Genomic DNA, 24,376 nt, shown 5'->3' with positions numbered 1-24,376 from the left:
GGCCGATGATCTTCTCCGCCTTCGAGCGGATGCTGGCCTTCCGCTACCTGCGGTCGCGCCGGCAGGAGGGCTTCATCTCGGTCATCGCCGGATTCTCGTTCCTCGGGATTGCGCTCGGCGTCGCCACCCTCATCATCGTCATGTCGGTGATGAACGGCTTTCGCCAGGAGCTGCTGGGTCGCATCCTCGGGCTCAACGGCCACATGACCGTGCTGGCGAGCCACGGCAACCTGCGCGACTTCGACCGGGTGGCCGCCGCCGTCCGAGGCATTCCCGGCGTCGTCACCGCCACGCCCCAGGTCGAGGGCCAGGTGATGGCGTCGAACCAGGGCCGCGCGTCGGGCGCCATCGTCCGCGGCGTCCGGCCCGAGGACCTGAAGGCGCGCAAGCTGATCGCCGACAAGATCGAGGGCGGCTTCCTCGGACAGTTCGGCGGCGACGACACGGTCGTCGTCGGCTACCGGCTGGCGCAGAAGCTGGGGCTGCTGCCGGGCGACCGCATCACCCTGGTCGCGCCCCAGGGCATGGCCTCGCCGATCGGCACGCTGCCGCGCATCCGCTCGTACCGGATCGTGGCGGCGTTCAACGTCGGCATGTTCGAGTACGACAGCTCGCACATCTTCATGCCGCTGGAGGCGGCGCAGCTCTTCTTCCAGATGCCGGACGCGGCGACCGGGGTCGAGGTGTTCGCGACCGATGCCGACCAGGTCCGCCGCCTGCGCCAGGAGATCCTGGCCGCCGCCGGCCCGGGCGTGCGCGTCTACGACTGGCAGCAGGCGAACTCGAGCTTCTTCAACGCGCTCCAGGTCGAGCGCAACGTCATGTTCCTGATCCTGACGCTCATCATCGTCGTCGCCGCGTTCAACATCATCTCGTCGATGATCATGCTGGTGAAGGACAAGGGTCGGGACATCGCCATCCTGCGCACCATGGGGGCGACCCGCGGCATGGTGCTGCGCATCTTCTTCCTGACCGGCGCCAGCATCGGCGTCGTCGGCACCCTCGCCGGGTTCGGCCTCGGCGTCCTCTTCTGCGAGAACATCGAATCGATCCGACAGGCGCTCCAGACGCTGACCGGCACGCCGCTCTTCTCGCCCGAGGTCTATTTCCTGTCGCGCCTGCCGGCGATCATCGACTGGCGCGAGGTGTCGCAGGTCCTCGGCATGGGCCTCGCGCTCTCCTTCGTCGCGACCGTCTATCCGGCCTGGCGGGCGGGCCGGCTCGATCCGGTCGAGGCGTTGCGCTACGAATGAGCGCGCCCCGCGTCAACGGCGCCGTCGCGCTCGACCTGCGGGCGGTCGTGCGCACCTACACGCAGGCATCCGGCGCCCTGCCGGTGCTGCGTGGCGCCTCGCTCGCCCTGCATTCCGGCGAGATCGTCGCCCTGGTCGGGCCGTCGGGGGCCGGCAAGTCCACCCTCCTGCATGTCGCCGGCCTCCTGGAGAAGCCGGACGGCGGCAGCGTCGTCGTCGACGGCCGGGCGGCCGAGAACATGGACGACGGCGAGCGGACCCGGCTGCGCCGCGAGGCGATCGGCTTCGTCTACCAGTTCCACCACCTGCTGCCGGAGTTCTCGGCGGTCGAGAACGTGATGATTCCGCAGATGGTGGCGGGCGTGTCCCGCGCTGCGGCGCGGGAACGTGCGCGCCGGCTGCTCGACCGCGTCGGCCTGCTGCCGCGCGAGAGCCATCGTCCGGCGCGGCTGTCGGGCGGCGAGCAGCAGCGGGTGGCGATCGTCCGCGCGCTCGCCAACGATCCGCACGTCCTGCTGGCGGACGAGCCGACCGGCAATCTCGACCATGCGACCGGCGACCGGGTGATGGCGGAACTGATCGGCCTCGTCCGCGACACCGGCCTGGCCGCGCTGGTCGCCACCCACAACCTCGAGCTCGCCCACCGCATGGACCGGGTGGTCGAGCTCCGCGACGGCGTGCTGGTGCCCTATGGCGGCTGAAGCGAACGAGCCGCGGATCGACCCGGACGAGATCCTGGCCGGCATCCGCGAATGGGTCGAGGTCGAGACGCCGAGCGGCGACGGGGCTGCCGTCAACCGGCTCGTCTCCCGGGTCGAGACGCAGCTCGGCCAGCTCGGGATGCGGATCACCCGCCACCCGGGCCGCGACGGCTTCGGCGACACGCTGGAGGCGCGCTCGCCCTGGGGCGGCGACGGGCCGGGCATCCTGGTGCTGGCCCATCTCGACACCGTCTGGGACCAGGGCACGCTGGCGCGCCGCCCGTTCACGGTCGAGGGCGACCGCGTCTACGGCCCCGGCATCTACGACATGAAGGGCGGCGGCCATCTCGCCTTCTATGCCTACCGCCATCTGGTACGGCAGGGGCGGGAGACGAGGCTGCCCATCACCTTCCTCTTCGTGCCGGAGGAGGAGGTCGGCAGCCCGACCTCGCGCGGCCATATCGAGCGGGCGGCGAAGGCCGCGCGCTACGTCCTGGTGCTGGAGCCGGGACGCACCGGCAACGGCGTCGTCACCAGCCGCAAGGCCTGGGGCCGCTTCGTCATGACCGTGACCGGCGTCTCGGCCCATGCCGGCAGCGGCCACGAGCACGGCCGCAGCGCCGTCATCGAGCTCGCGCGCCAGATCCTCCGCATCGAGGCGATGACGGACTATGCCCGCGGCATCACCACCAATGTCGGGGTGGTCACCGCGGGCGGCCCCGGCAAGGGCAACGTCGTGCCGCCTCTGGCCACGGCCGAGATCGACCTCCGGGCGCCCGACGACGCGACCGCGGCCGAGATGGTGGAGCGCATCCTCGCCCTCCGTGCCATCGGTCCCGACGTGACGGTGACCGTCGAGGGCGGGATCAACCGTCCGCCCTTCGTGCGGCACGAGGGCGTCGCCCGGCTCTACGAGACCGCCCGTCGGCTGGCCGGCGAGATGGCGATGGAGTTGCCGGAGACCTCGACCGGCGGCGTCAGCGACGGCAACTTCGCCGCAGCCCTGGGCGTGCCGACGCTGGACGGCCTCGGCGTGCTCGGCGCCGGCGCCCATGCCGAGCACGAGCACCTGCTCTACTCGTCGCTCGAACCCCGCACCCGCCTCGTGCTGCGCCTGTTCGAGGAACTCGCCTGACCGCTGCCGACCGTGCGACCCTTGCCGCCGGGTGAGTCGCCCGGTGGTCCGTTGCCCGGAGAAGCCGCCCCATGCCGCACGCCGATTTCGTCCATCTCCGCGTCCATTCCGCCTACTCGCTGTCCGAGGGGGCGCTGAAGACGAAGGACCTGGTGAAGCTCTGCGTCCAGGGCGCGATGCCGGCGGTCGCGGTCACCGACACCGGCAACCTGTTCGGGGCCCTCGAGTTTGCCTCCGAGGCGGCGCCGTCGGGCGTGCAGCCGATCGTCGGCTGCCTCTTCGGCATCACCCGTACCGGCGGCCGGTCGGCCGGCAACGGCTTGCCGCAGCCGCCCGACCGCATGGTGCTGCTGGTCCAGGACGAGACCGGCTATGCCAACCTGCTGCGGCTGGTCAGCCGTGCCTTCATGGAGAGCGACGGCACGCGCGCGGCACAGCTCGGCCTCGCCGACCTGGCCGGCGCGACGGACGGGCTCATCGCCCTGGTCGGCGCCCCCGACAGCCCGGTCGGGCGGCTCCTGGCCGAGGGCCAGCACGACGCCGCCCGCCAGTGTCTCGACGGGTTGCGGGGGCTCTTCCCCGAACGCCTCTACGTCGAGCTCCAGCGGCATGGCCTGGCGGTCGAGGAGGCGATCGAGCCCGAACTGCTCGCGCTCGCCGACGCCACCGGCCTGCCGCTCGTCGCCACCAACGACGCCTATTTCGCCGACCGCTCGATGTACGAGGCCCACGACGCGCTCATCTGCATCGCCGAGGGGGTCACGGTCTCGACCGAGGAGCGCCGCCGGCTGACGCCCGAGCACGGCTTCAAGTCGGCGCGCGAGATGCGCGAGCTCTTCGCCGACATCCCCGAGGCGGTCGACAACACGCTCGTCGTGGCCCGGCGCTGCGCCTACATGCCCGAGAAGCGCAAGCCGATCCTGCCGCCCTTCGCCAGCGCGAGCGGGCGCGGCGAGCCCGACGAACTGCACGCCCAGGCGATGGCCGGTCTGGATCAGCGGCTCGCGGCCATGGCCGAGCGGCCGGACCCCGCTCCCTATCGCGAGCGGCTCGGGTTCGAGCTCGACGTCATCGTCCGGATGGGTTTCGCCGGCTATTTCCTGATCGTCGCCGACTTCATCCAGTGGGCGAAGCGCCACGGCATCCCGGTCGGGCCGGGCCGCGGCTCGGGTGCCGGCTCGGTCGTCGCCTGGGCGCTCTCGATCACCGACCTCGACCCGCTGCGCCACGGCCTGCTGTTCGAGCGCTTCCTCAACCCCGAGCGCGTGTCGATGCCGGACTTCGACATCGACTTCTGCCAGGACCGCCGCGACGAGGTCATCCGCTACGTCCAGGGCCGCTACGGGCGCGACCGGGTGGCGCAGATCATCACCTTCGGCAAGCTGCAGGCGCGCGCCGTGCTGCGCGACGTCGGCCGCGTGCTGGAGATGCCCTACGGCCAGGTCGACCGCATCTGCAAGCTGGTGCCGAACAATCCGGCCAACCCGGTGACCCTGCGGCAGGCGATCGACGGCGAGCCGCTGCTGCGGTCGATGCGCGACGAGGACGAGCAGGTGGCGCGCCTGATCGGCATCGCGCTCCAGCTCGAGGGGCTCTACCGGCACGCCTCGACCCATGCCGCCGGCGTCGTCATCGGCGACCGCCCACTCGACGAACTGGTGCCGCTCTACCGCGATCCGCGGTCGGACATGCCCGTCACCCAGTTCAACATGAAATATGTCGAGGCGGCGGGGCTGGTGAAGTTCGACTTCCTCGGCCTTAAGACGCTGACCGTCCTCGCCAAGGCCGAGGAACTTCTGCGCCGCCGCGGCATCGAGGTCGACCTCGCCAACCTGCCGCTCGACGACGGGCCGACCTTCGAGATGCTGGGCCGGGCGGACGCGACCGGGGTGTTCCAGCTGGAAAGCCAGGGCATGCGCGACGTGCTGCGCAAGCTGCGGCCCGACCGCTTCGAGGACATCGTCGCCGTCGTCGCGCTCTACCGGCCCGGGCCGATGGAGAACATCCCGCGCTACATCGCCTGCAAGCACGGGGAGGAGAAGCCCGACTACCTGCACCCCTCGATCGAGCCGATCCTGAAGGAGACCTTCGGGATCATGATCTATCAGGAGCAGGTGATGCAGATCGCCCGCACGCTCTCCGGCTACAGCCTGGGCGGCGCCGACCTGCTGCGCCGCGCCATGGGCAAGAAGATCAAGGAGGAGATGGACGCGCAGCGGCAGGCCTTCGTCGACGGCGCCGTCGCCAACGGCGTCGACAAGGCGACCGCGGCCCACGTCTTCGACCAGGTGGCGAAGTTCGCCGGCTACGGCTTCAACAAGTCCCACGCCGCCGCTTACGCGCTCGTCTCCTACCAGACCGCCTATCTCAAGGCGAACTATCCGGTCGAGTTCTTCGCCGCCTCGATGTCGCTCGATCTCGGCAATACCGACAAGCTCAACACCTTCCGGCAGGAGTTGGCGCGCCTCGGCATCCCGCTGCTGCCGCCCGACGTCAACCGCTCCCAGGTCGAGTTCTCGGTCGAGGCCCGGCCGGGGGACGGGACCGGGGAGCGGGCGGGGGCCGTGCGCTATGCGCTGGCCGGGCTGAAGGGGGTCGGCATTCCGGCGATGCAGGGGCTGGTGGCCGCGCGCGGCGACCGGCCCTTCGCCGGCCTGGAGGATTTCGCCGCCCGCATCGACGCCCGTGCCGTGACCCGCAAGCAGGTCGAGGCGCTGGCCCGGGCGGGCGCCTTCGACGCCTTCAATCCGAACCGGGCGCAGGTGATGGCCGCGGCCGAGACGATCGTGCGCGAGGCGGCGGCGGTGGCCGCCGATCGCGACAGCCGGCAGGAAACGCTGTTCGGCGGCTCCGGGGCGCCGAAATGGCGCCTGCCCGCGGTGCCGGAGTGGAACCTCTTCGACAAGCTGCAGAACGAGTTCGAGGCGATCGGCTTCTACCTGTCGAGCCACCCGCTCGACGCCTACGGCAAGAGCCTCGACCGCATCGGGGTGACGCGGTCGGCGGACCTGCCGGCCAAGTTCGCGATGGGCGGCTCGACCCGGGTCAAGCTCGCCGGCATCGTCGTCAGCAAGCGCGAGCGCACCTCCGCCCGCGGCAGCCGATTCGCCTTCGTCCAGATGTCGGACGCGAGCGGCCTCTACGAGATCGCCGTCTTCTCGGAGGTGCTGAGCGTCGCCCGCGACCTGCTGGACGGCGGCCAGCCGCTCCTGGTGGTGGCGGATGCCCGCACCGAGGGGGACACCGTGCGGCTCGGCGCCGTGCAGATCGAGGCGCTCGACAAGGTCGCCGCCTCGGCCGCGGCCGGAATGCGGGTCCATCTCGGCGGCCAGACGGCGCTGGAGAGCCTGAAGCGCCTCATCGAGCGGGAGGCGACGGGACGCGGCGGGCGCGGCCGGATCAGCCTCGTGCTCGGCGTCGATCCGGCGCGCGAGGTCGAGGTGTCGCTGCCGGGGTTCTACCGGGTGACGCCGCAGGTGCGGGCGGCGGTCAAGAGCCTCGTCGGCGTCGTCGAGGTCCAGGACATCTGACATGGCATCGCCGCGGGTATCGGTGATCGTGCCGGCCTGGCACGCCGAGGCGACGATCGGGCGCGCGGTCCACAGCCTGCTGGCGCAGTCGCTGCCGGACTGGGAGGCGGTCGTCGCCGCGGACGACGACCGCGACTACCGGGCGATCCTCGCCGGCGAGGGCATCGCCGACGTCCGCATCCGCCATGTCCGCACGCCGCGGCCGCGGAGCGGGGCGCCCGCCGCGCGCAACGCCGCCTGGGCGGCGGCGTCGGGCGGCGTCGCAGCCCCGCTCGACGCCGACGACGTCTGGCTGCCCGGGCGCCTGGAGCGGCTGCTGCCGATTGCGGAGGCGCGGGGGGCGGCGGCCGACAATGTCCGCGTCGTCGAGGAGGCGACCGGAACGCCGATCGGCCACCTCTTTCCCGAGGACGGCCCGGACCGGGTGCTCGACGCCGACGCCTTTCTGGCGACGTCGGTTCCGATCATGGCGCTCGTCCGGCGGGACGCCATGACCGGCTGGGACGCCGACGTGGACCTCTGCGACGACCTGCCCTTCAATCTGCGGGCGATCGACCGGTCGGGGGGGCTCTTCGTCACCGCCGCGTCGTTCCACGAGTACCGGGTGCGCGACGGGTCGATCTGCCATTCGCCGGACTCGGACCGCCGCGCCGACCGCGGCTATGCCACCTGCCTCGCGCGCCTCGCGACCGACGGGCTCGGTATCCGGGACCCCTCGATCCGGGAGACCTTCCGGCTGGCCCTGGAGGCCAAGCGCGCCCTCAATCGCGCCTACGCCGAATGGCGCGCCCGGCGGCCGGAGGGCGGCACGTTCCAGCAGTTCATTGCGGAGACCGACGGCCGCCGGCCGTGACCAAAGCGCGCGGCGCCATCGAACCGTCACATCGAACGGCTAGAAGCGGGCCGGATTCCGGTAGGTTCGGCAGGGCATGGAGAAGATCGACGTCGTCGCCGCGTTCGGGCAGACGCAGTTGCTACGCCCGGCCCAGATCAAGGCCGCGCTGGCTGCGAACGACCGCCTGAAATTCTACCTGACTGCCTTGCAGGCGGCCTGGACCCATGCCGACGCCCCCGAGGTCGCGACGCCCGATCTGCGGCGGGAATATGCGACGGCCCGGATGGACGCTCCCTGGCTGCTGGAGCTCCCGGCCGCGGGGCGGCTCGAGGGGGCGGCCCTGCACCCGGCGGACCTGCCGCGACTGGCGAAGGAACTGGCGGCCGACCTCCGGCGCATGGGCCGGCCACTGGACGGCACCGGTGCCCGGCCGCTGCTCGCGCGGATCGACACCTGGTGCGAGTGGCTGGAGCAGCTGCAACCCGGCGTGCTGCAGGCGGCGCAGCTGAAGGAGCTGACCGGCGGCCGGCGCGAGGAGGGGGACAGCTTCCACATCCTCGTCATGGATCTCCACAAGGCGCTGAACCGCCTCGCGGCGGAACTGGCCGACGACACCATCGACGGCGCACAGGTGTGGCAGCTCCGGCCCGAGGATCGGGCGCACGTCGCCGCCTTCATGCGCGGCCTCAACCGCACGCGGTCGCTCAAGCTCGACCATCCCGGCCTCGATACGGCGGCGACCAGCGATGGCGACCGCCTGCTGATCCAGAACGACATCGGGACCAACGACGCCCATGTGCTGGTCGTGCAGGTCGAGGGGTTGCGCCTTTCCCTGACCTATTCCGACCTGCACCGCCAGCGCTTCGCCTTCTTCCAGGATCTCCTCCGGCCGATCGGGGCGTCCTGGTCCGGGACCGCCGCCCGCACCACCGCGGGGCTCAACGCCGGTGCCGCCTACCATGTCGGCACCGCGACCGTCGATTGCGCCGACCCGCCGGCGCTCGACGCCGCACTGGAGGGCCTGGGTGCGCGCATCGTCTTCCTGATCGACTGGAACCGGGCCCGCAAGCGGCTGCGGCTGCTGGTGGGGAAGCGGGCCTCGATCGCGATCCTGACCGAGAGCGCCGGCCGGGAGGTCGGCCACATGGGCTGGCTCGAGGCCGGCGGCGAACAACTCCTGTTCCAGGCGATGGAGGCGGTCGGCAGCGACTTCTTCCGCATCGGCGACCGTCTCGACACCGTCCTCGGCGAGGAGCATGCCGCCGCGTTCATGATCGAGGTGCTGGCATCCTGCCATCAGGCGATGCGGCAGCGGCAGCCGCTGCCGCGGATCGCCGACTCCGTCCGGCTCCTTCTTCTTCGCCATCTCGGGCAACAGCGCGACGCGTTCGGTCTCCTCGGCGAACACGCGGCCTTCTGCCTCGAACTCGCCGAGGGGCTGCGGGATGCGCTGGCGCACGGCCGCGAGCGCGACGCGGCGGCGGTGGCGAAACTCGCCCACCGTGCCAAGCGCTGGGAGCGGCAGGCGGATCTCCTGGTCATGCGCTCGCGCGAGCGCGCCGCGCGAAGCCCGCGCTGGGCCCCGTTGACGCGGGTCATCGAGCGGGCCGACGACATCGCTGACGCGCTGGAGGAGGCCGCCTTCCTCCTGTCGCTGATCGGCGAGGGGCACCACAAGGGATGGAACGAGGAGGTTCGCGACCGGCTGCTGCGGCTGGCGCAGCGGACCAGCGAAGCGATCCGTGACCATGTCCGGGCGCTGGCCATTGCCGGGGTGCTGCACGACGGCGGCACCGCCGAGGACCACGAATCCTTTCTCGCCGTGTCGTGGCGCGCCGTCGACGCCGAGCAGCAATGCGACGAACTCCTGCGCGACGTCCGGCGTGCGGCGGCACGCCATCTCGACGACCCGGTGACGCTGGCGCTGACCGCCGACCTCGCCCAGTCGATCGAGACGGCGACCGACGCGCTGCTGGCAACGAGCTACGGGGTCCGCGAACTCACGTTCAGCCGCATCGGGGCACGGGAATGAGGAGGCCTGGCGGCTCGAAGGTCGCGCGCGCCGCTGGCGCGCGGATTGTCCTCTCGATCGGCCCCGGCGAGACCCTGCCCGAGGCGGCGACGCCGGCCGTCCTCGGTTCCAAGGCCTGCAACCTCGCGCGCATGGCGGCGATCGGCCTCAACGTTCCGCCGGCGTTCGTCATCGGCACCGGGTTCTGTGCCACGCCCGAGCAGGCCACCCCGGCGATCTGGCACCATGCGCTCGCCGACCTCGAGCGCGCCACCGGCTTGCGGCTGGGCGACCCGCGCCGGCCGCTGCTTCTCTCCGTTCGCTCGGGCGCACCGGTCTCGATGCCGGGGATGATGGAGACGCTGCTCGACATCGGGTTGAACGATGCGACGCTGCCCGGCCTCGTCCGGACGACCGGGCAGCCGCGCCTCGCCTGGGATGCCTACCGCCGGCTCGTCGCCGGCTTCGGCGAGGTCGTGGCCGGGATCGATCCGCGCCGGTTCGAGGCCGACCTCGATGCAGTCCGCGACGGCGAGGACGAGCGGGCGCTCGACTTTTCCCAGATGCGGGAGATCGCCCGGCGCCATCTCGAGACCTTCGCCCGGGAGGCCGGTCGGGCGTTCCCGCAAAGCGCCGAGCAGCAGCTGTCCGAGGCCGTCGCCGCGGTCTTCCGCTCCTGGGGCAGCGACAAGGCGGTGGCCTATCGCGACCGCAACCGGCTCGGGCACGACATGGGCACCGCGGTGACGGTGCAGCGGATGGTGTTCGGCAATGCCGGCGGCCTTTCGGGCGCGGGCGTCGGCTTCTCCCGCGACCCGAGCACCGGCGAGCCCAGCCCGTGGGTCGATTTCCTGTTCAACGCCCAGGGCGAGGACGTGGTCAGCGGCCGCCGTACTGCCCGGGGACATGACGATCTGGCGGCGGTGGCGCCGGCGCTGTGGGCCGAACTGGTCCGGGCGGCAGCGGCGCTCGAACGGCATTTCGGCGACATGCAGGACTTCGAGTTCACGATCGAGGACGGGGTCCTCTTCCTGCTGCAGACCCGCAGCGGCAAGCGCACGCCGCATGCCGCCGCCCGAATCGCCCTCGACATGCTCGACGAGGGACTGATCGACGCCGAAACGGCCCGCCAGCGCACGCGGGGGCTGGACGCACACGCCCTGACCATCCGGCGGATCGCGGCGGCCGGTGGCGGCGAACTGCCGCTGCTCGCCACCGCCGCATCGGCCGCCGGCGGCGTCGTGTCGGGTGCGATCGCCTTCGACGAGGACGGCGCGCGGCGGCTGCGGCAGGTGGGACGCGCCGTCATCCTGGTGCGCCGCGACGCCGAGACGCGGGACATCGCCGCCCTCGACCTCGCCGACGGCCTGCTGACCCGGAACGGCGCCCGCACCTCGCACGCGGCGGTCGTCGCCCGCCAGCTCGGCAAGGTCTGCCTCGTCGGCTGCGAGGCCCTGGAGATCGACGAGGCGCGGCGCTGCCTCGCGGCCACGGACGTGCGCCTCGCGGAGGGGACGGAGATCACGCTCGACGGCAACGAAGGTCGCATCTTCGCCGGCCGGGCGGCCGTCGTCGAAGACGTGCCGGGCCCGCTGCTGGCGAGGCTCGCCGCCTTGCAGGTCCGGCCATGACCGACTGCCGCCGGGCACGGGGCCATCGGCCCGGACGTGCGGTCGGCATGCCGGCCCGATCGCTTGCAAATCGGAGCCGGTCCCGCTATCTACCGCGCCATTCCTCACGCGGGCCAGCGGGAGCCGAACGTCGTTCGGCCCCCTTCCGGTGTCCGGCCATGGCCGGATCACAAGGCTCGCGGCGGTCGAACCGGAAAAGGACAGTACCCATGGCGATGCCTACGTTCTCGATGCGCCAGCTTCTCGAAGCCGGCGTGCATTTCGGTCATCACACGCGGCGCTGGAATCCGAAGATGCGCCCCTACATCTTCGGCACCCGCAATGGCGTCCACATTCTCGATCTCGAGCAGTCGGTGCCGATGCTCCAGCGGGCGATGCAGTCGGTGCGCGACGTCGTCGCCGGCGGCGGCCGCGTGCTCTTCGTCGGCACCAAGCGCCAGGCCCAGGAGCCGGTGGCGGCCGCGGCCAAGCGCTGCGGCCAGTACTACGTCAATCACCGCTGGCTCGGCGGCATGCTGACCAACTTCAAGACGATCTCGCACTCGATCAAGCGGCTGCGCGATCTGGAGGATCGGCTCTCCCAGGATGCCAGCGGCTTCACGAAGCGTGAGCGCCTGGAACTGACGCGCGACCGCGACAAGCTCGACCGCGCGCTCGGCGGCATCAAGGAGATGGGCGGCCTGCCCGACATGCTGTTCGTGATCGACACGAACAAGGAGGCGATCGCCGTCCAGGAGGCCAACCGCCTGAACATTCCGGTGGTCGCCGTCATCGACAGCAACTCCGATCCCGACGGCGTCCTGCTGCCGATCCCCGGCAACGACGATGCCATCCGCGCGATCAACCTCTATTGCGACATGATCTCGGGCGCGGTCCTCGACGGCATCCAGGCCGAGCTGACGGCCGCCGGTGTCGACATCGGCTCCCAGGCCGAGACGCCCGACGTCGAGTTCGAGCCCGAGGTCGAGGAGGAGGTCGCGGTCGCGGCCGCTCCGGAAGAGGTCGAGCCGACCGCCACGGCCTGATCCCGGATCGGCCGTATCGAACGGGCGACGGCGGCAGGCACCTGCCGCCGTTCGCTTAACCAGGCATTCATGACGAACGAAGAACGAAGGAGAGTCCGATGGCCGAGATCACTGCCGCCCTGGTGAAGGAACTGCGGGAGAAGACCGGCGCCGGCATGATGGACTGCAAGAAGGCGCTGGCCGAGACCGGTGGCGACATCGAGGCCGCCGTCGACTGGCTGCGCAAGAAAGGCCTGTCGGCCGCCGCCAAGAAGGCGGGCCGGGTCGCGGCCGAGGGGCTGGTCGGCGTCGCCGCCTCCGGTGGCCGCGGCGCGGTCGTCGAGGTCAACGCCGAGACCGACTTCGTGGCGCGCAACGAGATGTTCCAGGGCTTCGTCCGCCAGGTCGCCGACCGCGTGCTCGCGACCGGCGCCGACATCGAGGCGGTGAAGGCCGAGGGGCTGCCCTCGGGCCGCTCCGTCGCCGACGAACTGACCCACCTCATCGCCACCATCGGCGAGAACATGGCGCTCCGCCGGTCGCTGCGGCTGGAGGTTTCCCAGGGCGTCGTCGCGAGCTATGTCCACAACGCGACCGCCACCGGGCTCGGCAAGATCGGCGTGCTGGTCGCCCTGGAGTCGGCGGGCGACGCGGCGAAGCTGGAGGCGCTGGGCCGGCAGCTCGCCATGCATGTCGCGGCGGCCAACCCGCAGTTCCTGAACGTCGCCTCGGTCGATTCCTCGGCCCTCGACCGCGAGCGCGACGTGCTCCGCGAGCAGGCGCGCGCCAGCGGCAAGCCGGAAGCCATCATCGACAAGATGGTCGAGGGGCGGCTGCGCAAGTTCTACGAGGAGACCGTGCTGCTGGAGCAGGTCTTCGTCATCGACGGCGAGACTCGCGTCTCCAAGGTGGTCGAGGGCGTGGCGAAGGAGATCGGCCAGCCGATCGCCGTCACCGGCTTCGCCCGCTACGCCCTCGGCGAGGGGATCGAGAAGGCGCAGTCGGACTTCGCGGCCGAGGTGGCGGCCCAGCTCGGCCGCTGACCGACCGCCTCGGGAACGGCGCCATGCCAGCCGCATTCCGCCGCGTCCTCCTGAAGATTTCGGGAGAGGCGCTGCTCGGGTCGCGCGAGTACGGTCTCGACGGGGAGACCGTCGAACGGATCGCCAAGGAGGTCCGTCAGGTCCACGATCTCGGCGTCGAGATCTGTGCCGTGATCGGCGGCGGCAACATCTTCCGCGGCGTGTCCGGCGCTGCGGCCGGCATGGAGCGCGCCAGCGCCGACTACATGGGCATGCTGGCGACGGTCATCAACGCGCTGTCGCTGCAGAACGCGCTGGAGCGGGTAGGACTGCACACCCGGGTACAGTCCGCCATCCCGATGTCGACGGTGTGCGAGCCCTACATCCGCCGCCGGGCCATCCGCCACATGGAGAAGAAGCGGGTCGTCATCTTCGCCGGCGGGACCGGGAACCCGTTTTTCACCACCGACACGGCGGCGGCGCTGCGGGCGTCCGAGATGGGTTGCGACGCGATCCTCAAGGCGACCAAGGTCGACGGGGTCTATACCGCCGACCCGGTCAAGGTGAAGGATGCCCAGCGCTATGATAGACTTTCCTACATGGAGGTACTGTCGCGGGATCTGAAGGTGATGGACGCGTCGGCGATCTCGCTGGCGCGCGAGAACCGGATTCCGATCGTGGTCTTCTCGATCTACACCCATGGCGCGTTCGCCGACGTGGTGCAGGGTCGCGGACGTTTCACGATCATCGGCGACTGAGGGAGGAACGGAATGGCTGCGGCGGAGCTCGACGAATATCGGCGGCGGATGACGGGGGCGCTCGAGGTGCTGCGCAAGGAGTTCGCGGGCCTGCGCACGGGCCGGGCCTCGGCGGACCTGCTCAACCCCGTCATGGTCGACGCCTATGGGCAGCACATGCCGATCTCGCGCATCGGCACCGTCAACGTGCCGGAGCCGCGCCTGATCACCGTGCAGGTCTGGGACCGTGGCATGGTCAAGGCCGTGGACAAGGCGATTCGCGATTCCGGCCTCGGCCTCAACCCGATCACCGAGGGACAGACGATCCGCGTCCCGCTGCCGGACCTGACCGCCGAGCGCCGCAAGGAGCTGACCAAGGTCGCGCACAAGTACGCCGAGGCGGCGCGGGTGTCGATCCGCAACATCCGGCGCGATGCCATGGATCATCTGAAGAAGATCGAGAAGGACGGCGACATCTCCCAGGACGAACAGCGCAAGTCGGGCACCGAGGTGCAGTCCCTGACGGACGAGCACATCAAGAAGGTCGACGAGCTGCTGCACGCCAAGGAAAAGGACATCCTGCAGGTCTGAGACAGTGGCGATGGCGCCCGCTGACGTCCATGTGCCGCGGCATGTGGCCATCATCATGGACGGCAACGGCCGCTGGGCCCGCGCGCGGGGCCTGCCGCGCGCGGCCGGTCATCGCCAGGGGGCCGAGGCGGTTCGCCGGACCGTGCGCGCCGCCGGCGATCTCGGCATCCGCTACCTGACGCTGTTCGGCTTCTCCTCGGAGAACTGGAAGCGCCCCGAGACCGAGGTGGCGGACCTCATGGGGCTGCTGCGGCACTACCTGCGGGCGGAGATCGCGGAGCTGCACGCCAATCATGTGCGCCTGCGGGTGATCGGCGACCGCGATCGCCTGGCGCGGGACATCCGCGTGCTGATCGAGAATGCCGAGGCGACGACCCGGGAGAACGACGCCCTGAACCTGACGGTGGCGCTCAGCTATGGCGGGCGACAGGAGATCGTTGCGGCCGTCCGCCGGATCGCCGACGAGGTGCGGGCCGGCCGCCTCGCGCCCGAGGCGATCGACGAGGCGGCGTTCGCCCGCCGGCTCGACACCCACGACCTGCCCGACCCCGACCTCCTGGTCCGGACCAGCGGCGAGCAGCGCATCAGCAACTTCATGCTGTGGCAGTGCGCCTATACCGAGTTCCATTTCACTCCGACGCTATGGCCCGACTTCGGCGAGGCGCATCTCGGCGAAGCCATCCGGGATTTCGGCAGCCGGGACCGACGCTTCGGCGCGGTGGCCCCGCAGGCCCGCTGAGCCCGGGGCGTCGACGCGCGCCCCGCTCGCCGGCCGTCATCGCTCGCATGACCCGATCGCTGCTGCTGCGCATCCTGTCCGCCGCCGTGCTGATCCCGCTGGCGCTCGCCGCGGCCTGGGCGGGCGGCCCCTGGTTCGCGGCGGTGGTCGGGATCTTCGCGCTCGGCATGGCCTGGGAGTGGGGCCGGATCTGCGATCCGCCCCACCGGACGCCGCTTCAGGCGGCGGCGATCGTCGTCGCGATCGCCGGTGCCGCCGCCGCCGCCGCCGCGGGCTGGCCGGTCGCCGGCATCGCCGTCGCCGCCGCCGGCGCCGCGGCGGCCGGAATGCTCGCCGGACGCGGCGGTACGGCCCCGGCCTGGATGGCGCCCGCCGGTACCTTCTACATCGCCCTCGCCGTGCTGGCGGTGCTGCACATCCGCGGCGCTGCGGACGCCAGGCCGACGCTCTGGCTCTTCGCCGTGGTCTGGGCGACCGACATCGCCGCCTATGGTGCCGGGCGCTCGATCGGCGGGCCGAAGCTCGCGCCGCGGTTCAGCCCGCACAAGACCTGGTCCGGTCTCCTCGGCGGGGCCACGGTGGCCGCCCTGGTCGGCTGGGCCGTGGCCGCGGCCACGGGCGGGCCGGCCGTCGCGGTCGCGCTTGCCGCCGCCTTTCTTCTCGCCTTTGTCGCCCAGGCCGGAGACCTCGCGGAGTCGGCGGCAAAGCGCTACGCTGGCATCAAGGACGCGAGTGGCCTGATCCCCGGGCATGGGGGCGTGCTCGACCGGCTGGACGGCCTGATGGCCGCGGCCCTGGCCTTCGCGGCCCTGCGGCATCTGACGGGAGAGGGCCTGCTCGAATGGCGGTGAGCGAGGCGGCCGTGCTGCGGGAGCAGGCGTCGCGCGGACGGCGGACGGTGAGCATCCTGGGAGCGACCGGCTCGGTCGGGCGCAGCACCGCCGACCTCCTGGCGCTGCATCGCGAGCGCTACGAGGTGGTGGCGATCACCGCCCATCGCGACCGCGACGGACTGGTGGCGCTTGCCCGCGAACTGCGGCCGCGGCTCGCCGTCATCGCCGATCCGGCCGGCTACGCCGACGTCCTGGCCGGGCTGGCGGGGACCGGCATCGCGGTCGCCGCCGGGCCCGAGGCGGTGGTCGAGGCGGCGTCGCGCCCGGTCGACTGGGTGATGGCGGCGATCGTCGGCACGGCCGGCCTGGCGCCGACGATGGCCGCGATCCGCACCGGCGCGACCGTCGCCTTCGCCAGCAAGGAGTGCCTGGTGGCGGCCGGCGCGCTGATGATGGCGGCGATCCGCCGCCATGGAGCCACCCTCCTGCCGGTCGATTCCGAGCACAACGCCATCTTCCAGGTGTTCGACTTCGCCCGCCCCGAATCGATCGAGCGGATCATCCTGACCGCATCCGGCGGCCCCTTCCGGACGGTGCCGCGCGCTGCCCTCGCGGGGGTGACCCCCGAGCAGGCGGTCGCCCACCCGAACTGGCGGATGGGTGCCAAGATCTCGGTCGATTCCGCGACCATGATGAACAAGGGGCTCGAGGTCATCGAGGCGCACCACCTGTTCGCCATGCCGGGCCCGAAGATCGATGTCGTCGTCCACCCGCAGTCGATCGTCCACAGTCTCGTCGCCTATGTCGACGGCTCGGTCCTGGCGCAGCTCGGCTCGCCCGACATGCGGACCCCGATCGCCCACACGCTGGCCTGGCCCGATCGCATCGCCGCGCCGTCGCCGCGCCTCGACCTGGCACGGATCGGCACGCTGTCCTTCGAGGCGCCGGACGACGAGCGCTTCCCGGCGCTCGGGCTCTGCCGGCAGGCGATGGGGGCGGGCGGCGGCGCGCCCGCCGTCCTCAACGCCGCCAACGAGGTTGCGGTCGCCGCCTTCCTCGATCGCCGGATCGGCTTCCTCGACATTCCCGCGCTCGTCGCCGACGCCATGGGGCGCGCCGGCACCGCCGCGCCGTCCTCGATCGAGGACGTCGTCGCCCTCGATCGCGAGGCGCGCCACGTCGCCGCGTCGCTGGTCGGCGACCGCGAGGCGGGAATGGGACGGCGATGACCCGCGCAATCCGCGGCCGCGATCATGAATTTCCGGTCACCGACTGGAGGAGCGCTGCCGTCGTCCACATCTTGATCTCGGCACCGACACCCGCCGCCGGCGCCCGCCCGACCGCAGAGTGAGCATGGACGCCATCCTCCAGATTCCGCATTACGGCCTCTCGTTCCTGGTGCTCCTGACGATCCTCGTGTTCGTGCACGAGTTCGGCCACTACTGGGTCGCGCGCCGCAACGGCGTGCGCGTCGAGGTCTTCTCGATCGGCTTCGGGCCCGAGCTGTTCGGCTGGCACGACCGGGCCGGGACGCGCTGGAAGTTCAGCCTGCTGCCGCTCGGCGGCTACGTGAAGATGTTCGGCGACGCCGGTGCCGCGAGCACGCCGGCCGAGGGCATCGACAGGATGTCTCCGGAGGAGCGGGCGGTCGCCTTCCACCACAAGCGGCTGGGGCAGCGCGCGGCGATCGTCGCCGCCGGGCCGGCCGCCAACTTCCTCTTCGCCATCCTGGTGCTGGCGGGCCTGTTCATGACCCAGGGCCAGCCCTACACGCCGGCCGAGATCGGCACCGTGCGACCGGACAGCGCCGCCGCCGCGGCCGGCCTGAAGCCGGGCGACCGGATCGTCGCCATCGACGGCGGCAAGGTCGACCGGTTCGAGCAGGTCCAGCTCATCGTCCGCCTCAACCAGGGCACGCCGCTCTCGGTCGACGTGCTGCGCGACGGCCGGACCGTCAATCTGTCGGTCACCCCGCGAGTGGTGGAACTGACCGACCGCATCGGCGGGACCCAGCGCGTGGGCCAGCTCGGCGTCGGCCGCAGCGGCGTCGAATTCGTCAGACGCGACCCGTTCACGGCAGTCGTCGCCGGCGTCGAGGAGACCTGGACCCTGACCGCCGGCACCCTGACGGCGGTGTGGCAGATGGTCAGCGGCTCGCGCACGACGGAGGAGCTGGGAGGGCCGCTGCGAATCGCCCAGATGTCCGGCGAGGCGACCCGCTCCGGGACCGCCGGCTTCCTCTGGTTCGCGGCGATTCTGTCGATCAATCTAGGACTTATCAACCTGTTCCCGATCCCCGTGCTTGACGGAGGGCATCTGCTGTTCTACGCAGCGGAGGCGGTCCGGGGACGGCCGCTCGGCGAACGGGCACAGGAGTACGGCTTCCGCATCGGGCTTGCGTTGGTCCTGACGCTGATGCTGTTTTCGACCTGGAACGACCTGGTGCAACTCCGGGTGTTCTCCTTCCTCAAGGGGCTCGTGATGTGAGCGGTGCGGCCTCCGAGAAAGGGTATGGGGTGCTTCGAACGTTCGTGATCGCCTTGGCGCTGGTGGCGGGCGCCGCCATCGCTCCCGTACCGGCCTCGGCCCAGTTCGGCCAGGGCACGATCCAGGAGGTGCGGATCGAGGGCACCCAGCGGATCGAACCGGAGACGGTGCGCTCCTATCTCTCGGTGCAACCCGGAGAGCAGTTCGACTCCCAGCAGGTCGACCGGTCGCTGAAGGCGCTGTTCGCGACCGGGCTTTTCGCGGACGTCACGCTGCGCCGCGAGGGCGAGGCGCTGGTCGTCCGTGTGGTCGAGAATCCGATCATCAACCGGATCGCCTTCGAAGGGAATCGCCGCATCACCACGGAGACCCTCAACAGCGAGGTCCAGCTCCGTCCCCGCACGGTCTACACGCGGACCAAGATCCAGAACGACGTCAAGCGTATCCTCGACCTGTACCGGCGGTCGGGACGCTTCGCCGCCACCGTCGAGCCCAAGGTCATCCAGCGCGAGCAGAACCGGGTCGATCTCGTGTTCGAGATCGACGAGGGGTCGCTGACCGGCATCCGCCGCATCAATTTCGTCGGCAACAAGCAGTACAGCGACGGCCGGCTGCGCGAGGTCATCCAGACCAAGGAAAGCCGCTGGTGGCGGTTCCTGACCTCCGACGACAGCTACGATCCCGATCGCCTGACCTTCGACCGCGAGCTGCTGCGCAAGTTCTACCTGTCGGAAGGCTATGCGGACTTCCGGGTCGTCTCCTCGGTCGCCGAACTGACGCCGGACCGGGAAGGGTTCGTCGTCACCGTGACCCTGGAGGAGGGCGAGAAGTACAAGTTCGGCAAGATCGAGGTCGTCTCCAACCTCAAGGACCTCGATCCGGAGTCGGTCCGCAGCCTCATCGCCGCGACCGAAGGCCGGGACTACAACGCCGACCAGGTCGAGACCACGATCACCCGCCTGACCGATGCGGTCGGCAATCGCGGCTATGCCTTCGTCGACGTCCGTCCGCAGATCCAGCGCGATCGCGAGAAGAAGGAGATCGCGGTCACCTTCGATATCCAGGAGGGCCCGCGGGTCTTCGTCGAGCGCATCGACATCGTCGGCAACGTCCGCACGCTCGACAAGGTCATCCGCCGCGAGTTCCAGATCGTCGAGGGCGACGCGTTCAATGCCGCCAAGCTGCGGCGCTCGCGCCAGCGGGTCCGTGACCTCGGCTACTTCAAGAAGGTCGACATCGCGAACGTGCCGGGCACCTCGCCCGACCGTACGGTGGTGACGGTCGAGGTCGAGGAGCAGTCGACGGGCGAGATCGCCTTCGGCGCCGGCTTCTCGACCAGCGTCGGCGTGCTCGGCGACGTTAGCCTCCGGGAGCGGAACCTGCTCGGCCGCGGCCAGGACCTGCGCATCGGCTTCGCGCTGTCGGAGCGTTCGCAGGAGGTCGATCTCAGCTTCACCGAGCCCTACTTCCTCGACCGCAACCTGTCGGCCGGGTTCGACATCTTCCGCATCGTCCGCGACCTCCAGGACGAGAGCTCCTATGACGAGGAGATCACCGGCCTGTCGCTGCGCAGCGGGTTCCAGCTCCGCGAGAACCTGCGGCAGACGGTGCGCTACACGCTGCGCCAGGACGAGATCAAGAGCGTGCCGACCACGGCGTCGCGCTTCATCAAGGAGCTCGAAGGGTCGTCCATCGCCTCGATCATCGGCACGACCCTGACCTATGACCGGCGCGACAGCCGCATCGAGCCGACCGACGGCTACTATGTCTCGCTGTCGGCCGACCTGGCCGGGCTCGGCGGCGATCGCCACTTCTTCAAGCCGAAGCTGAGCGGCGGCTACTACTTCCCGATCGCTCTGCCCTGGGTGCTGAGCTTCCGCGGCGAAGTCGGCCACATCTTCAATTTCGACGACGAGGTCCGGCTCACCGACCGCTACTTCCTGGGCGGCGACAATTGCCGCGGTTTCCGGAACTCGGGCGTCGGACCGCGCGACGTGACGACGCGCGACGCGCTCGGCGGCAACACCTACTATGCGGCGACCACGGAGCTCAGCTTCCCGCTCGGTCTTCCCCAGGAGTTCGGGCTCACGGGCCGCGTGTTCGGCGACGCGTGCAGCCTGTGGGATTCGGACTCCAAGGGGGTGGAGGTCGCCGACAAGAATTCCATCCGGTTCGCCACCGGCGTCGGTCTGTCCTGGAAATCTCCCTTGGGTCCCATCCGGATCGATTTCGCGGTGCCGGTGCTGAAGGAAGACTTCGACCGCTCCGAGAATTTCCGGATCAGCTTCGGGACGAGGTTCTAGCATGATGAAGTTTGCTTCGATGCGTGCGGCGATCGCCGCCCTGGCCATCGGTGTGGCCGTGGCGACGGGCGGCGCGGCGCCCGTCGCCGCCCAGACCCTGCCTCCGCCGGTCATCATGATCGTCGACATCCAGGGCGTGCAGCAGGGCTCCAAGGCCTTCAAGAACATCCAGGCGCAGATGCAGACGCACCGCCAGTCGTTCCAGAAGGAGATCGGCGACCAGGAGGCCCAGCTCCGCAACGCCGAGCAGGAGTTGCAGCGGCAGCGCACCATCCTTTCGCCGGAGGCCTTCGGACAGAAGCAGCGCGAATTCCAGGAGCGCGTGAACAACGTCCAGCGCAACGCGCAGTCCCGGCGTCGCCAGCTCGAAGAAGGCTTCAACGAGGCGATGCAGCAAGTGCAGCGGCAGTTGCTGCAGGTCGTCGGCAAGCTGGCCGAGGAGCGCGGCGCGACGATCGTCCTGCCGAAGACCCTCGTGGTGCTGGTCGACAAGCGCTTCGACGCTTCCGACGAGGCCCTGAAGCGGCTCGACGCGGCGATCACCCAGGTCAGCGTGAAGCTTCCGGCCAAGAAGTAGGCACCCCGGGGCTCGGGGGCCGGAATCCCGTGGTCGACTCCCGCTTCCATCGCTCGGGCCCTGCCCGGACGCTCGACGATCTGGCGAGACTGACCGGCGCCGAGGCGCGTGCGGGAACCCGTGGCGACCGCTTCACGGGCGTCGCGACCGTGGCCGACGCAGGTGCCACCGAGATCGTCTTCGTCGAGGACCGGCGGTATCTCGACGCGCTCGCCGAGAGTGCCGCCGGTGCCTGCTTCCTGCAGGCGGAACTGGCGGAGCGGGCGCCGGCCGGCATGGCGCTCCTGGTGACGCGCGGCCCGCAGCGCGCCTTCGCGATCGCCGCCGCGGCGCTGCATCCGGCCGAAGCGGCCGTGCCTGGCATTGCCGCCGGGGCCTGGGTGGACCCCGCGGCCGTGGTCGACCCGAGTTGCGAGATCGCCGCCGGTGCCCATGTCGGGCCCGGCGCCGTCCTTGCGGCGGGGACGATCCTCGGCGCCAACGCCGTCGTCGGCCGCAACTGCATGATCGGCGAAGGCACCCGGGTCGGCGCCGGGGCCAGCATCTCCCATGCGCGGATCGGCGCCCGGGTGGTCATCCACCCGGGAGTCCGCATCGGACAGGACGGGTTCGGCGTGGTGCCGGGGCGGGACGGCCACGTCAAGGTGCCCCAGCTCGGCCGGGTCGTGATCGGCGACGATGTCGAGATCGGCGCCAACACGACCATCGATCGCGGCGCCCTCGGCGACACCGTCATCGGTCCGGGCTGCTTCATTGATAATCTGGTGCAGATCGGGCACAACGTCCGCCTGGGGCGGGGCTGCATCATCGCAGGCCAGGTCGGCATTTCCGGCAGCACGATCGTCGGCGACCATGTGATGATGGGAGGGCAGGCCGGGTTGACCGGACATCTCCATATCGGCGACGGCGCCCGGATCGCGGCGAAGGCCGGGGTCATGCGCGACGTGGCGCCGGGGATGGCGGTCAGCGGCGCCCCGGCCGTTCCGATCGCGGAACATCTGCGGCAGGCCGTCGTGCTGCGCCGCTTGACGAAAGGGAAAGGCGCTTAGGAGCATGGACGGCAAGGAGGCCGCAGTGGCCGGCGTGACCATCGACATCGAACGCGTGATGGCGATGATTCCGCACCGCTACCCATTCCTCATGATCGACCGGGTGGTCGACGTCGTGGCGAACGAGGGCTGCACCGGCATCAAGAACGTCTCGATCAACGAGCCGTTCTTCCAGGGCCATTTCCCGGCCCGGCCCGTCATGCCGGGCGTCCTCATCATCGAGGCGATGGCGCAGACCGCCGCCGTGCTCGTCGTCCACACGCTCGGCCCGGACTCCGAGGGCAAGCTCGTCTACTTCATGTCGGTCGACGGCGCCCGGTTCCGCAGGCCGGTGGTGCCCGGCGACCAGCTCCACGTCCATGTTCGCAAGGAACGCAGCCGTGGCAACGTCTGGAAGTTCTCTGCGGAGGCGAAGGTCGACGGCCAGCTGGCGGCCGAGGCGACCTACGCGGCAATGATCCTCGACTAGGGAATCCGGCTTCCGGCGCACATGACCAACATTCATCCGACGGCCGTCGTCGCTCCCGGCGCCGAACTCGGCACCGACGTGACGATCGGCCCGTTCTGCTGCGTCGGCGGGAACGTCCGCCTCGGCGACGGTGTGACCCTGGTTTCCCATGCCGTGATCGACGGGCATACCACGATCGGCGCCGGGACCCGGGTGTTCCCCTTCGCCGCCCTGGGCCTGCCGCCGCAGCATCTCCGCTACAAGGGAGAACCGGTGACGCTCGAGATCGGGTGCAACAACCAGATCCGCGAGCATGTGACGATGCACCCCGGCACCCCGTTCGGCAGCGGACGCACCCGGATCGGCGACAACGGGCTCTTCATGGTCGGCACGCACGTCGCGCACGACTGCGAGATCGGCAACCACGTCATCATGGCCAACAACGCCACCCTCGGCGGGCATGTCCATGTCGACGACCACGCCTATCTCGGCGGTCTCTGCGCCGTCCATCAGTATGTGCGCATCGGCCACCACGCGATGATCGGCGGCATGTCCGGGGTCGAGAGCGACGTCATCCCCTACGGCTCGGTGATGGGCGACCGCGGGCGCCTGTCCGGGCTCAACGTCGTCGGCCTGAAGCGGCACGGCTTCTCGCGCGAGGACGTGCATCGCCTGCGCAGCGCCTACCGCCTGCTCTTCGCCCAGGAAGGCACGCTGGCGGAACGCATCGTCGACGTCGCGGAGCTCTTTGCCGACAATCCGCCGGTCATGGACATCGTCAACTTCATCCGCGAGGACTCGACCCGGGCGATCTGCCAGCCCAGGGCGAATGGCGGGTAAGCTCGGCATCATCGCCGGCGGCGGGCCGCTGCCCCGCCACGCCGCCGCCGCCTGTCGGACCGCCGGGCGACCATACTTCATCCTCGGGCTCGAGGGCGCCGCCGACGCCGAGACGCTGGCGGCCGGTCCGAGCGCGATCGTCCGCCTCGGCGCGGTCGGCACCGCCCTTTCGCTCCTGCGCCGCAACGGCGTCGAGGAGGTGGTGATGGTCGGCCGGGTGCGTCGGCCGCCGCTCTCCGCGCTGCGGCCCGACTGGAAGGGCGCGCAGTTCCTGGCCCGCGTCGGCGTGCGCGCGGCCGGCGACGACGGACTGCTGTCGGCGGTGGTCGACCAGCTCGAGCGCGAAGGCTTCCGCGTCGTCGGCATCGACCGGATCCTGGAGACGCTGCTCATTCCGGAGGGGCCGATCGGTCGCCACCGGCCGGATGCCGCGGCCGCCGACGACATCCGGCGCGGGGCCGTCGTCGCCACCGCCATCGGCGGGCTCGACGTCGGCCAGGCGGTCGTCGTCCAGGCCGGCACGGTCATCGCCGTCGAGGCGGTCGAAGGCACGGATGCGATGCTGGAGCGTGCCGCAGCACTGCGGCTCGAGCGCCAGGGCGGCGTGCTGGTCAAGATGAAGAAGCCACAGCAGGAGCGGCGCGTCGACC

General features: G+C 70.8%; 21 protein-coding genes. All 21 read left to right on the top strand.

Translation table 11 applies throughout. The annotated features are described in order from the left end of the window. Window positions 1-5 precede the first annotated feature (5 nt). On the top strand, window positions 6-1,253 hold the full coding sequence (locus ACE3Q3_RS10850) for a lipoprotein-releasing ABC transporter permease subunit (RefSeq protein WP_374445673.1): 1,248 nt from the start codon (window positions 6-8) through the stop codon (window positions 1,251-1,253). Continuing rightward, entirely contained in the window at window positions 1,250-1,954 is a 705-nt protein-coding gene (locus ACE3Q3_RS10845) for an ABC transporter ATP-binding protein (protein ID WP_374445671.1), read from the top strand. Before ACE3Q3_RS10850 ends, ACE3Q3_RS10845 begins: the two co-directional genes overlap by 4 nt. Then, on the top strand, window positions 1,944-3,089 hold the full coding sequence (locus ACE3Q3_RS10840) for a M20 family metallopeptidase (RefSeq protein WP_374445669.1): 1,146 nt from the start codon (window positions 1,944-1,946) through the stop codon (window positions 3,087-3,089). Before ACE3Q3_RS10845 ends, ACE3Q3_RS10840 begins: the two co-directional genes overlap by 11 nt. 71 nt (window positions 3,090-3,160) lie before the next feature. Continuing rightward, complete coding sequence (gene dnaE, locus ACE3Q3_RS10835) at window positions 3,161-6,619, top strand: DNA polymerase III subunit alpha (protein ID WP_374445667.1); 3,459 nt, start codon at window positions 3,161-3,163, stop codon at window positions 6,617-6,619. Between the two features lies 1 nt (window position 6,620). After that, window positions 6,621-7,472, top strand: coding sequence for a glycosyltransferase family 2 protein (locus tag ACE3Q3_RS10830; RefSeq protein ID WP_374445664.1), 852 nt, complete (start codon window positions 6,621-6,623; stop codon window positions 7,470-7,472). 76 nt (window positions 7,473-7,548) lie between these two features. Continuing rightward, window positions 7,549-9,486, top strand: a complete 1,938-nt coding sequence (locus tag ACE3Q3_RS10825) for a DUF47 domain-containing protein (protein ID WP_374445659.1) — start codon at window positions 7,549-7,551, stop codon at window positions 9,484-9,486. Beyond that, the gene (locus ACE3Q3_RS10820; protein ID WP_374445657.1) at window positions 9,483-11,096 is read left to right on the top strand and encodes a PEP/pyruvate-binding domain-containing protein; all 1,614 of its coding nucleotides are present in this window, start codon (window positions 9,483-9,485) and stop codon (window positions 11,094-11,096) included. The genes ACE3Q3_RS10825 and ACE3Q3_RS10820 overlap by 4 nt, the downstream gene beginning before the upstream one ends. 209 nt (window positions 11,097-11,305) lie before the next feature. Beyond that, window positions 11,306-12,121 (top strand): 30S ribosomal protein S2, encoded by an 816-nt coding sequence (rpsB, locus tag ACE3Q3_RS10815; RefSeq protein ID WP_374445655.1) that lies wholly within the window; start codon window positions 11,306-11,308, stop codon window positions 12,119-12,121. Between the two features lie 98 nt (window positions 12,122-12,219). After that, window positions 12,220-13,143, top strand: coding sequence for a translation elongation factor Ts (tsf, locus tag ACE3Q3_RS10810; RefSeq protein WP_374445653.1), 924 nt, complete (start codon window positions 12,220-12,222; stop codon window positions 13,141-13,143). A 23-nt stretch (window positions 13,144-13,166) separates the two neighbouring features. Beyond that, entirely contained in the window at window positions 13,167-13,880 is a 714-nt protein-coding gene (gene pyrH, locus ACE3Q3_RS10805; protein WP_374445650.1) for a UMP kinase, read from the top strand. Between the two features lie 12 nt (window positions 13,881-13,892). After that, window positions 13,893-14,450 (top strand): ribosome recycling factor, encoded by a 558-nt coding sequence (gene frr, locus ACE3Q3_RS10800; protein ID WP_374445647.1) that lies wholly within the window; start codon window positions 13,893-13,895, stop codon window positions 14,448-14,450. A gap of 10 nt (window positions 14,451-14,460) precedes the next feature. Beyond that, window positions 14,461-15,189, top strand: coding sequence for an isoprenyl transferase (locus ACE3Q3_RS10795; protein WP_374445644.1), 729 nt, complete (start codon window positions 14,461-14,463; stop codon window positions 15,187-15,189). A gap of 47 nt (window positions 15,190-15,236) precedes the next feature. Then, window positions 15,237-16,040 carry a phosphatidate cytidylyltransferase gene (locus ACE3Q3_RS10790; RefSeq protein WP_374445641.1) on the top strand — a complete coding sequence of 268 codons (804 nt, stop codon included), beginning with the start codon at window positions 15,237-15,239 and terminating at the stop codon, window positions 16,038-16,040. Further along, window positions 16,031-17,251: a 1-deoxy-D-xylulose-5-phosphate reductoisomerase gene (locus ACE3Q3_RS10785; protein WP_374445639.1), complete on the top strand. Its 1,221-nt coding sequence runs from the start codon at window positions 16,031-16,033 to the stop codon at window positions 17,249-17,251. Before ACE3Q3_RS10790 ends, ACE3Q3_RS10785 begins: the two co-directional genes overlap by 10 nt. 124 nt (window positions 17,252-17,375) lie before the next feature. Further along, window positions 17,376-18,509 (top strand): RIP metalloprotease RseP, encoded by a 1,134-nt coding sequence (rseP, locus tag ACE3Q3_RS10780; protein WP_374445637.1) that lies wholly within the window; start codon window positions 17,376-17,378, stop codon window positions 18,507-18,509. Between the two features lie 29 nt (window positions 18,510-18,538). Then, a complete protein-coding gene (gene bamA / locus ACE3Q3_RS10775; RefSeq protein ID WP_374445634.1) occupies window positions 18,539-20,812 on the top strand; it encodes an outer membrane protein assembly factor BamA in 2,274 nt (757 codons plus the stop codon). 1 nt (window position 20,813) lies between these two features. Next, window positions 20,814-21,389: an OmpH family outer membrane protein gene (locus ACE3Q3_RS10770; RefSeq protein WP_374445631.1), complete on the top strand. Its 576-nt coding sequence runs from the start codon at window positions 20,814-20,816 to the stop codon at window positions 21,387-21,389. 29 nt (window positions 21,390-21,418) lie between these two features. After that, the gene (gene lpxD, locus ACE3Q3_RS10765; RefSeq protein WP_374445629.1) at window positions 21,419-22,438 is read left to right on the top strand and encodes a UDP-3-O-(3-hydroxymyristoyl)glucosamine N-acyltransferase; all 1,020 of its coding nucleotides are present in this window, start codon (window positions 21,419-21,421) and stop codon (window positions 22,436-22,438) included. Window positions 22,439-22,442: 4 nt separating this feature from the next. Then, window positions 22,443-22,907, top strand: a complete 465-nt coding sequence (fabZ, locus tag ACE3Q3_RS10760) for a 3-hydroxyacyl-ACP dehydratase FabZ (RefSeq protein WP_374445626.1) — start codon at window positions 22,443-22,445, stop codon at window positions 22,905-22,907. A gap of 21 nt (window positions 22,908-22,928) precedes the next feature. Further along, on the top strand, window positions 22,929-23,726 hold the full coding sequence (lpxA, locus tag ACE3Q3_RS10755) for an acyl-ACP--UDP-N-acetylglucosamine O-acyltransferase (protein WP_374445623.1): 798 nt from the start codon (window positions 22,929-22,931) through the stop codon (window positions 23,724-23,726). Beyond that, window positions 23,716-24,376: LpxI family protein (locus tag ACE3Q3_RS10750; protein WP_374445621.1), on the top strand; the 661-nt coding region annotated here is incomplete at its 3' end. The genes lpxA and ACE3Q3_RS10750, both read left to right, overlap by 11 nt.

Source organism: Allostella sp., assembly GCF_041913585.1.
GTDB lineage: Bacteria > Pseudomonadota > Alphaproteobacteria > ATCC43930 > Allostellaceae > Allostella.
The sequence above is the reverse complement of the archived record's forward strand: the minus strand, read 5'-3'. Positions and strand labels throughout refer to the sequence as shown.

Excerpts from the sequence above, each read along its gene's own strand:
- ACE3Q3_RS10850 (WP_374445673.1), top strand. The coding sequence starts at position 6 with ATGATCTTCTCCGCCTTCGAGCGGATGCTGGCCTTCCGCTACCTGCGG.
- ACE3Q3_RS10845 (WP_374445671.1), top strand. The coding sequence starts at position 1,250 with ATGAGCGCGCCCCGCGTCAACGGCGCCGTCGCGCTCGACCTGCGGGCG.
- ACE3Q3_RS10840 (WP_374445669.1), top strand. The coding sequence starts at position 1,944 with ATGGCGGCTGAAGCGAACGAGCCGCGGATCGACCCGGACGAGATCCTG.
- dnaE (WP_374445667.1), top strand. The coding sequence starts at position 3,161 with ATGCCGCACGCCGATTTCGTCCATCTCCGCGTCCATTCCGCCTACTCG.
- ACE3Q3_RS10830 (WP_374445664.1), top strand. The coding sequence starts at position 6,621 with ATGGCATCGCCGCGGGTATCGGTGATCGTGCCGGCCTGGCACGCCGAG.
- ACE3Q3_RS10825 (WP_374445659.1), top strand. The coding sequence starts at position 7,549 with ATGGAGAAGATCGACGTCGTCGCCGCGTTCGGGCAGACGCAGTTGCTA.
- ACE3Q3_RS10820 (WP_374445657.1), top strand. The coding sequence starts at position 9,483 with ATGAGGAGGCCTGGCGGCTCGAAGGTCGCGCGCGCCGCTGGCGCGCGG.
- rpsB (WP_374445655.1), top strand. The coding sequence starts at position 11,306 with ATGGCGATGCCTACGTTCTCGATGCGCCAGCTTCTCGAAGCCGGCGTG.
- tsf (WP_374445653.1), top strand. The coding sequence starts at position 12,220 with ATGGCCGAGATCACTGCCGCCCTGGTGAAGGAACTGCGGGAGAAGACC.
- pyrH (WP_374445650.1), top strand. The coding sequence starts at position 13,167 with ATGCCAGCCGCATTCCGCCGCGTCCTCCTGAAGATTTCGGGAGAGGCG.
- frr (WP_374445647.1), top strand. The coding sequence starts at position 13,893 with ATGGCTGCGGCGGAGCTCGACGAATATCGGCGGCGGATGACGGGGGCG.
- ACE3Q3_RS10795 (WP_374445644.1), top strand. The coding sequence starts at position 14,461 with ATGGCGCCCGCTGACGTCCATGTGCCGCGGCATGTGGCCATCATCATG.
- ACE3Q3_RS10790 (WP_374445641.1), top strand. The coding sequence starts at position 15,237 with ATGACCCGATCGCTGCTGCTGCGCATCCTGTCCGCCGCCGTGCTGATC.
- ACE3Q3_RS10785 (WP_374445639.1), top strand. The coding sequence starts at position 16,031 with ATGGCGGTGAGCGAGGCGGCCGTGCTGCGGGAGCAGGCGTCGCGCGGA.
- rseP (WP_374445637.1), top strand. The coding sequence starts at position 17,376 with ATGGACGCCATCCTCCAGATTCCGCATTACGGCCTCTCGTTCCTGGTG.
- ACE3Q3_RS10770 (WP_374445631.1), top strand. The coding sequence starts at position 20,814 with ATGATGAAGTTTGCTTCGATGCGTGCGGCGATCGCCGCCCTGGCCATC.
- fabZ (WP_374445626.1), top strand. The coding sequence starts at position 22,443 with ATGGACGGCAAGGAGGCCGCAGTGGCCGGCGTGACCATCGACATCGAA.
- lpxA (WP_374445623.1), top strand. The coding sequence starts at position 22,929 with ATGACCAACATTCATCCGACGGCCGTCGTCGCTCCCGGCGCCGAACTC.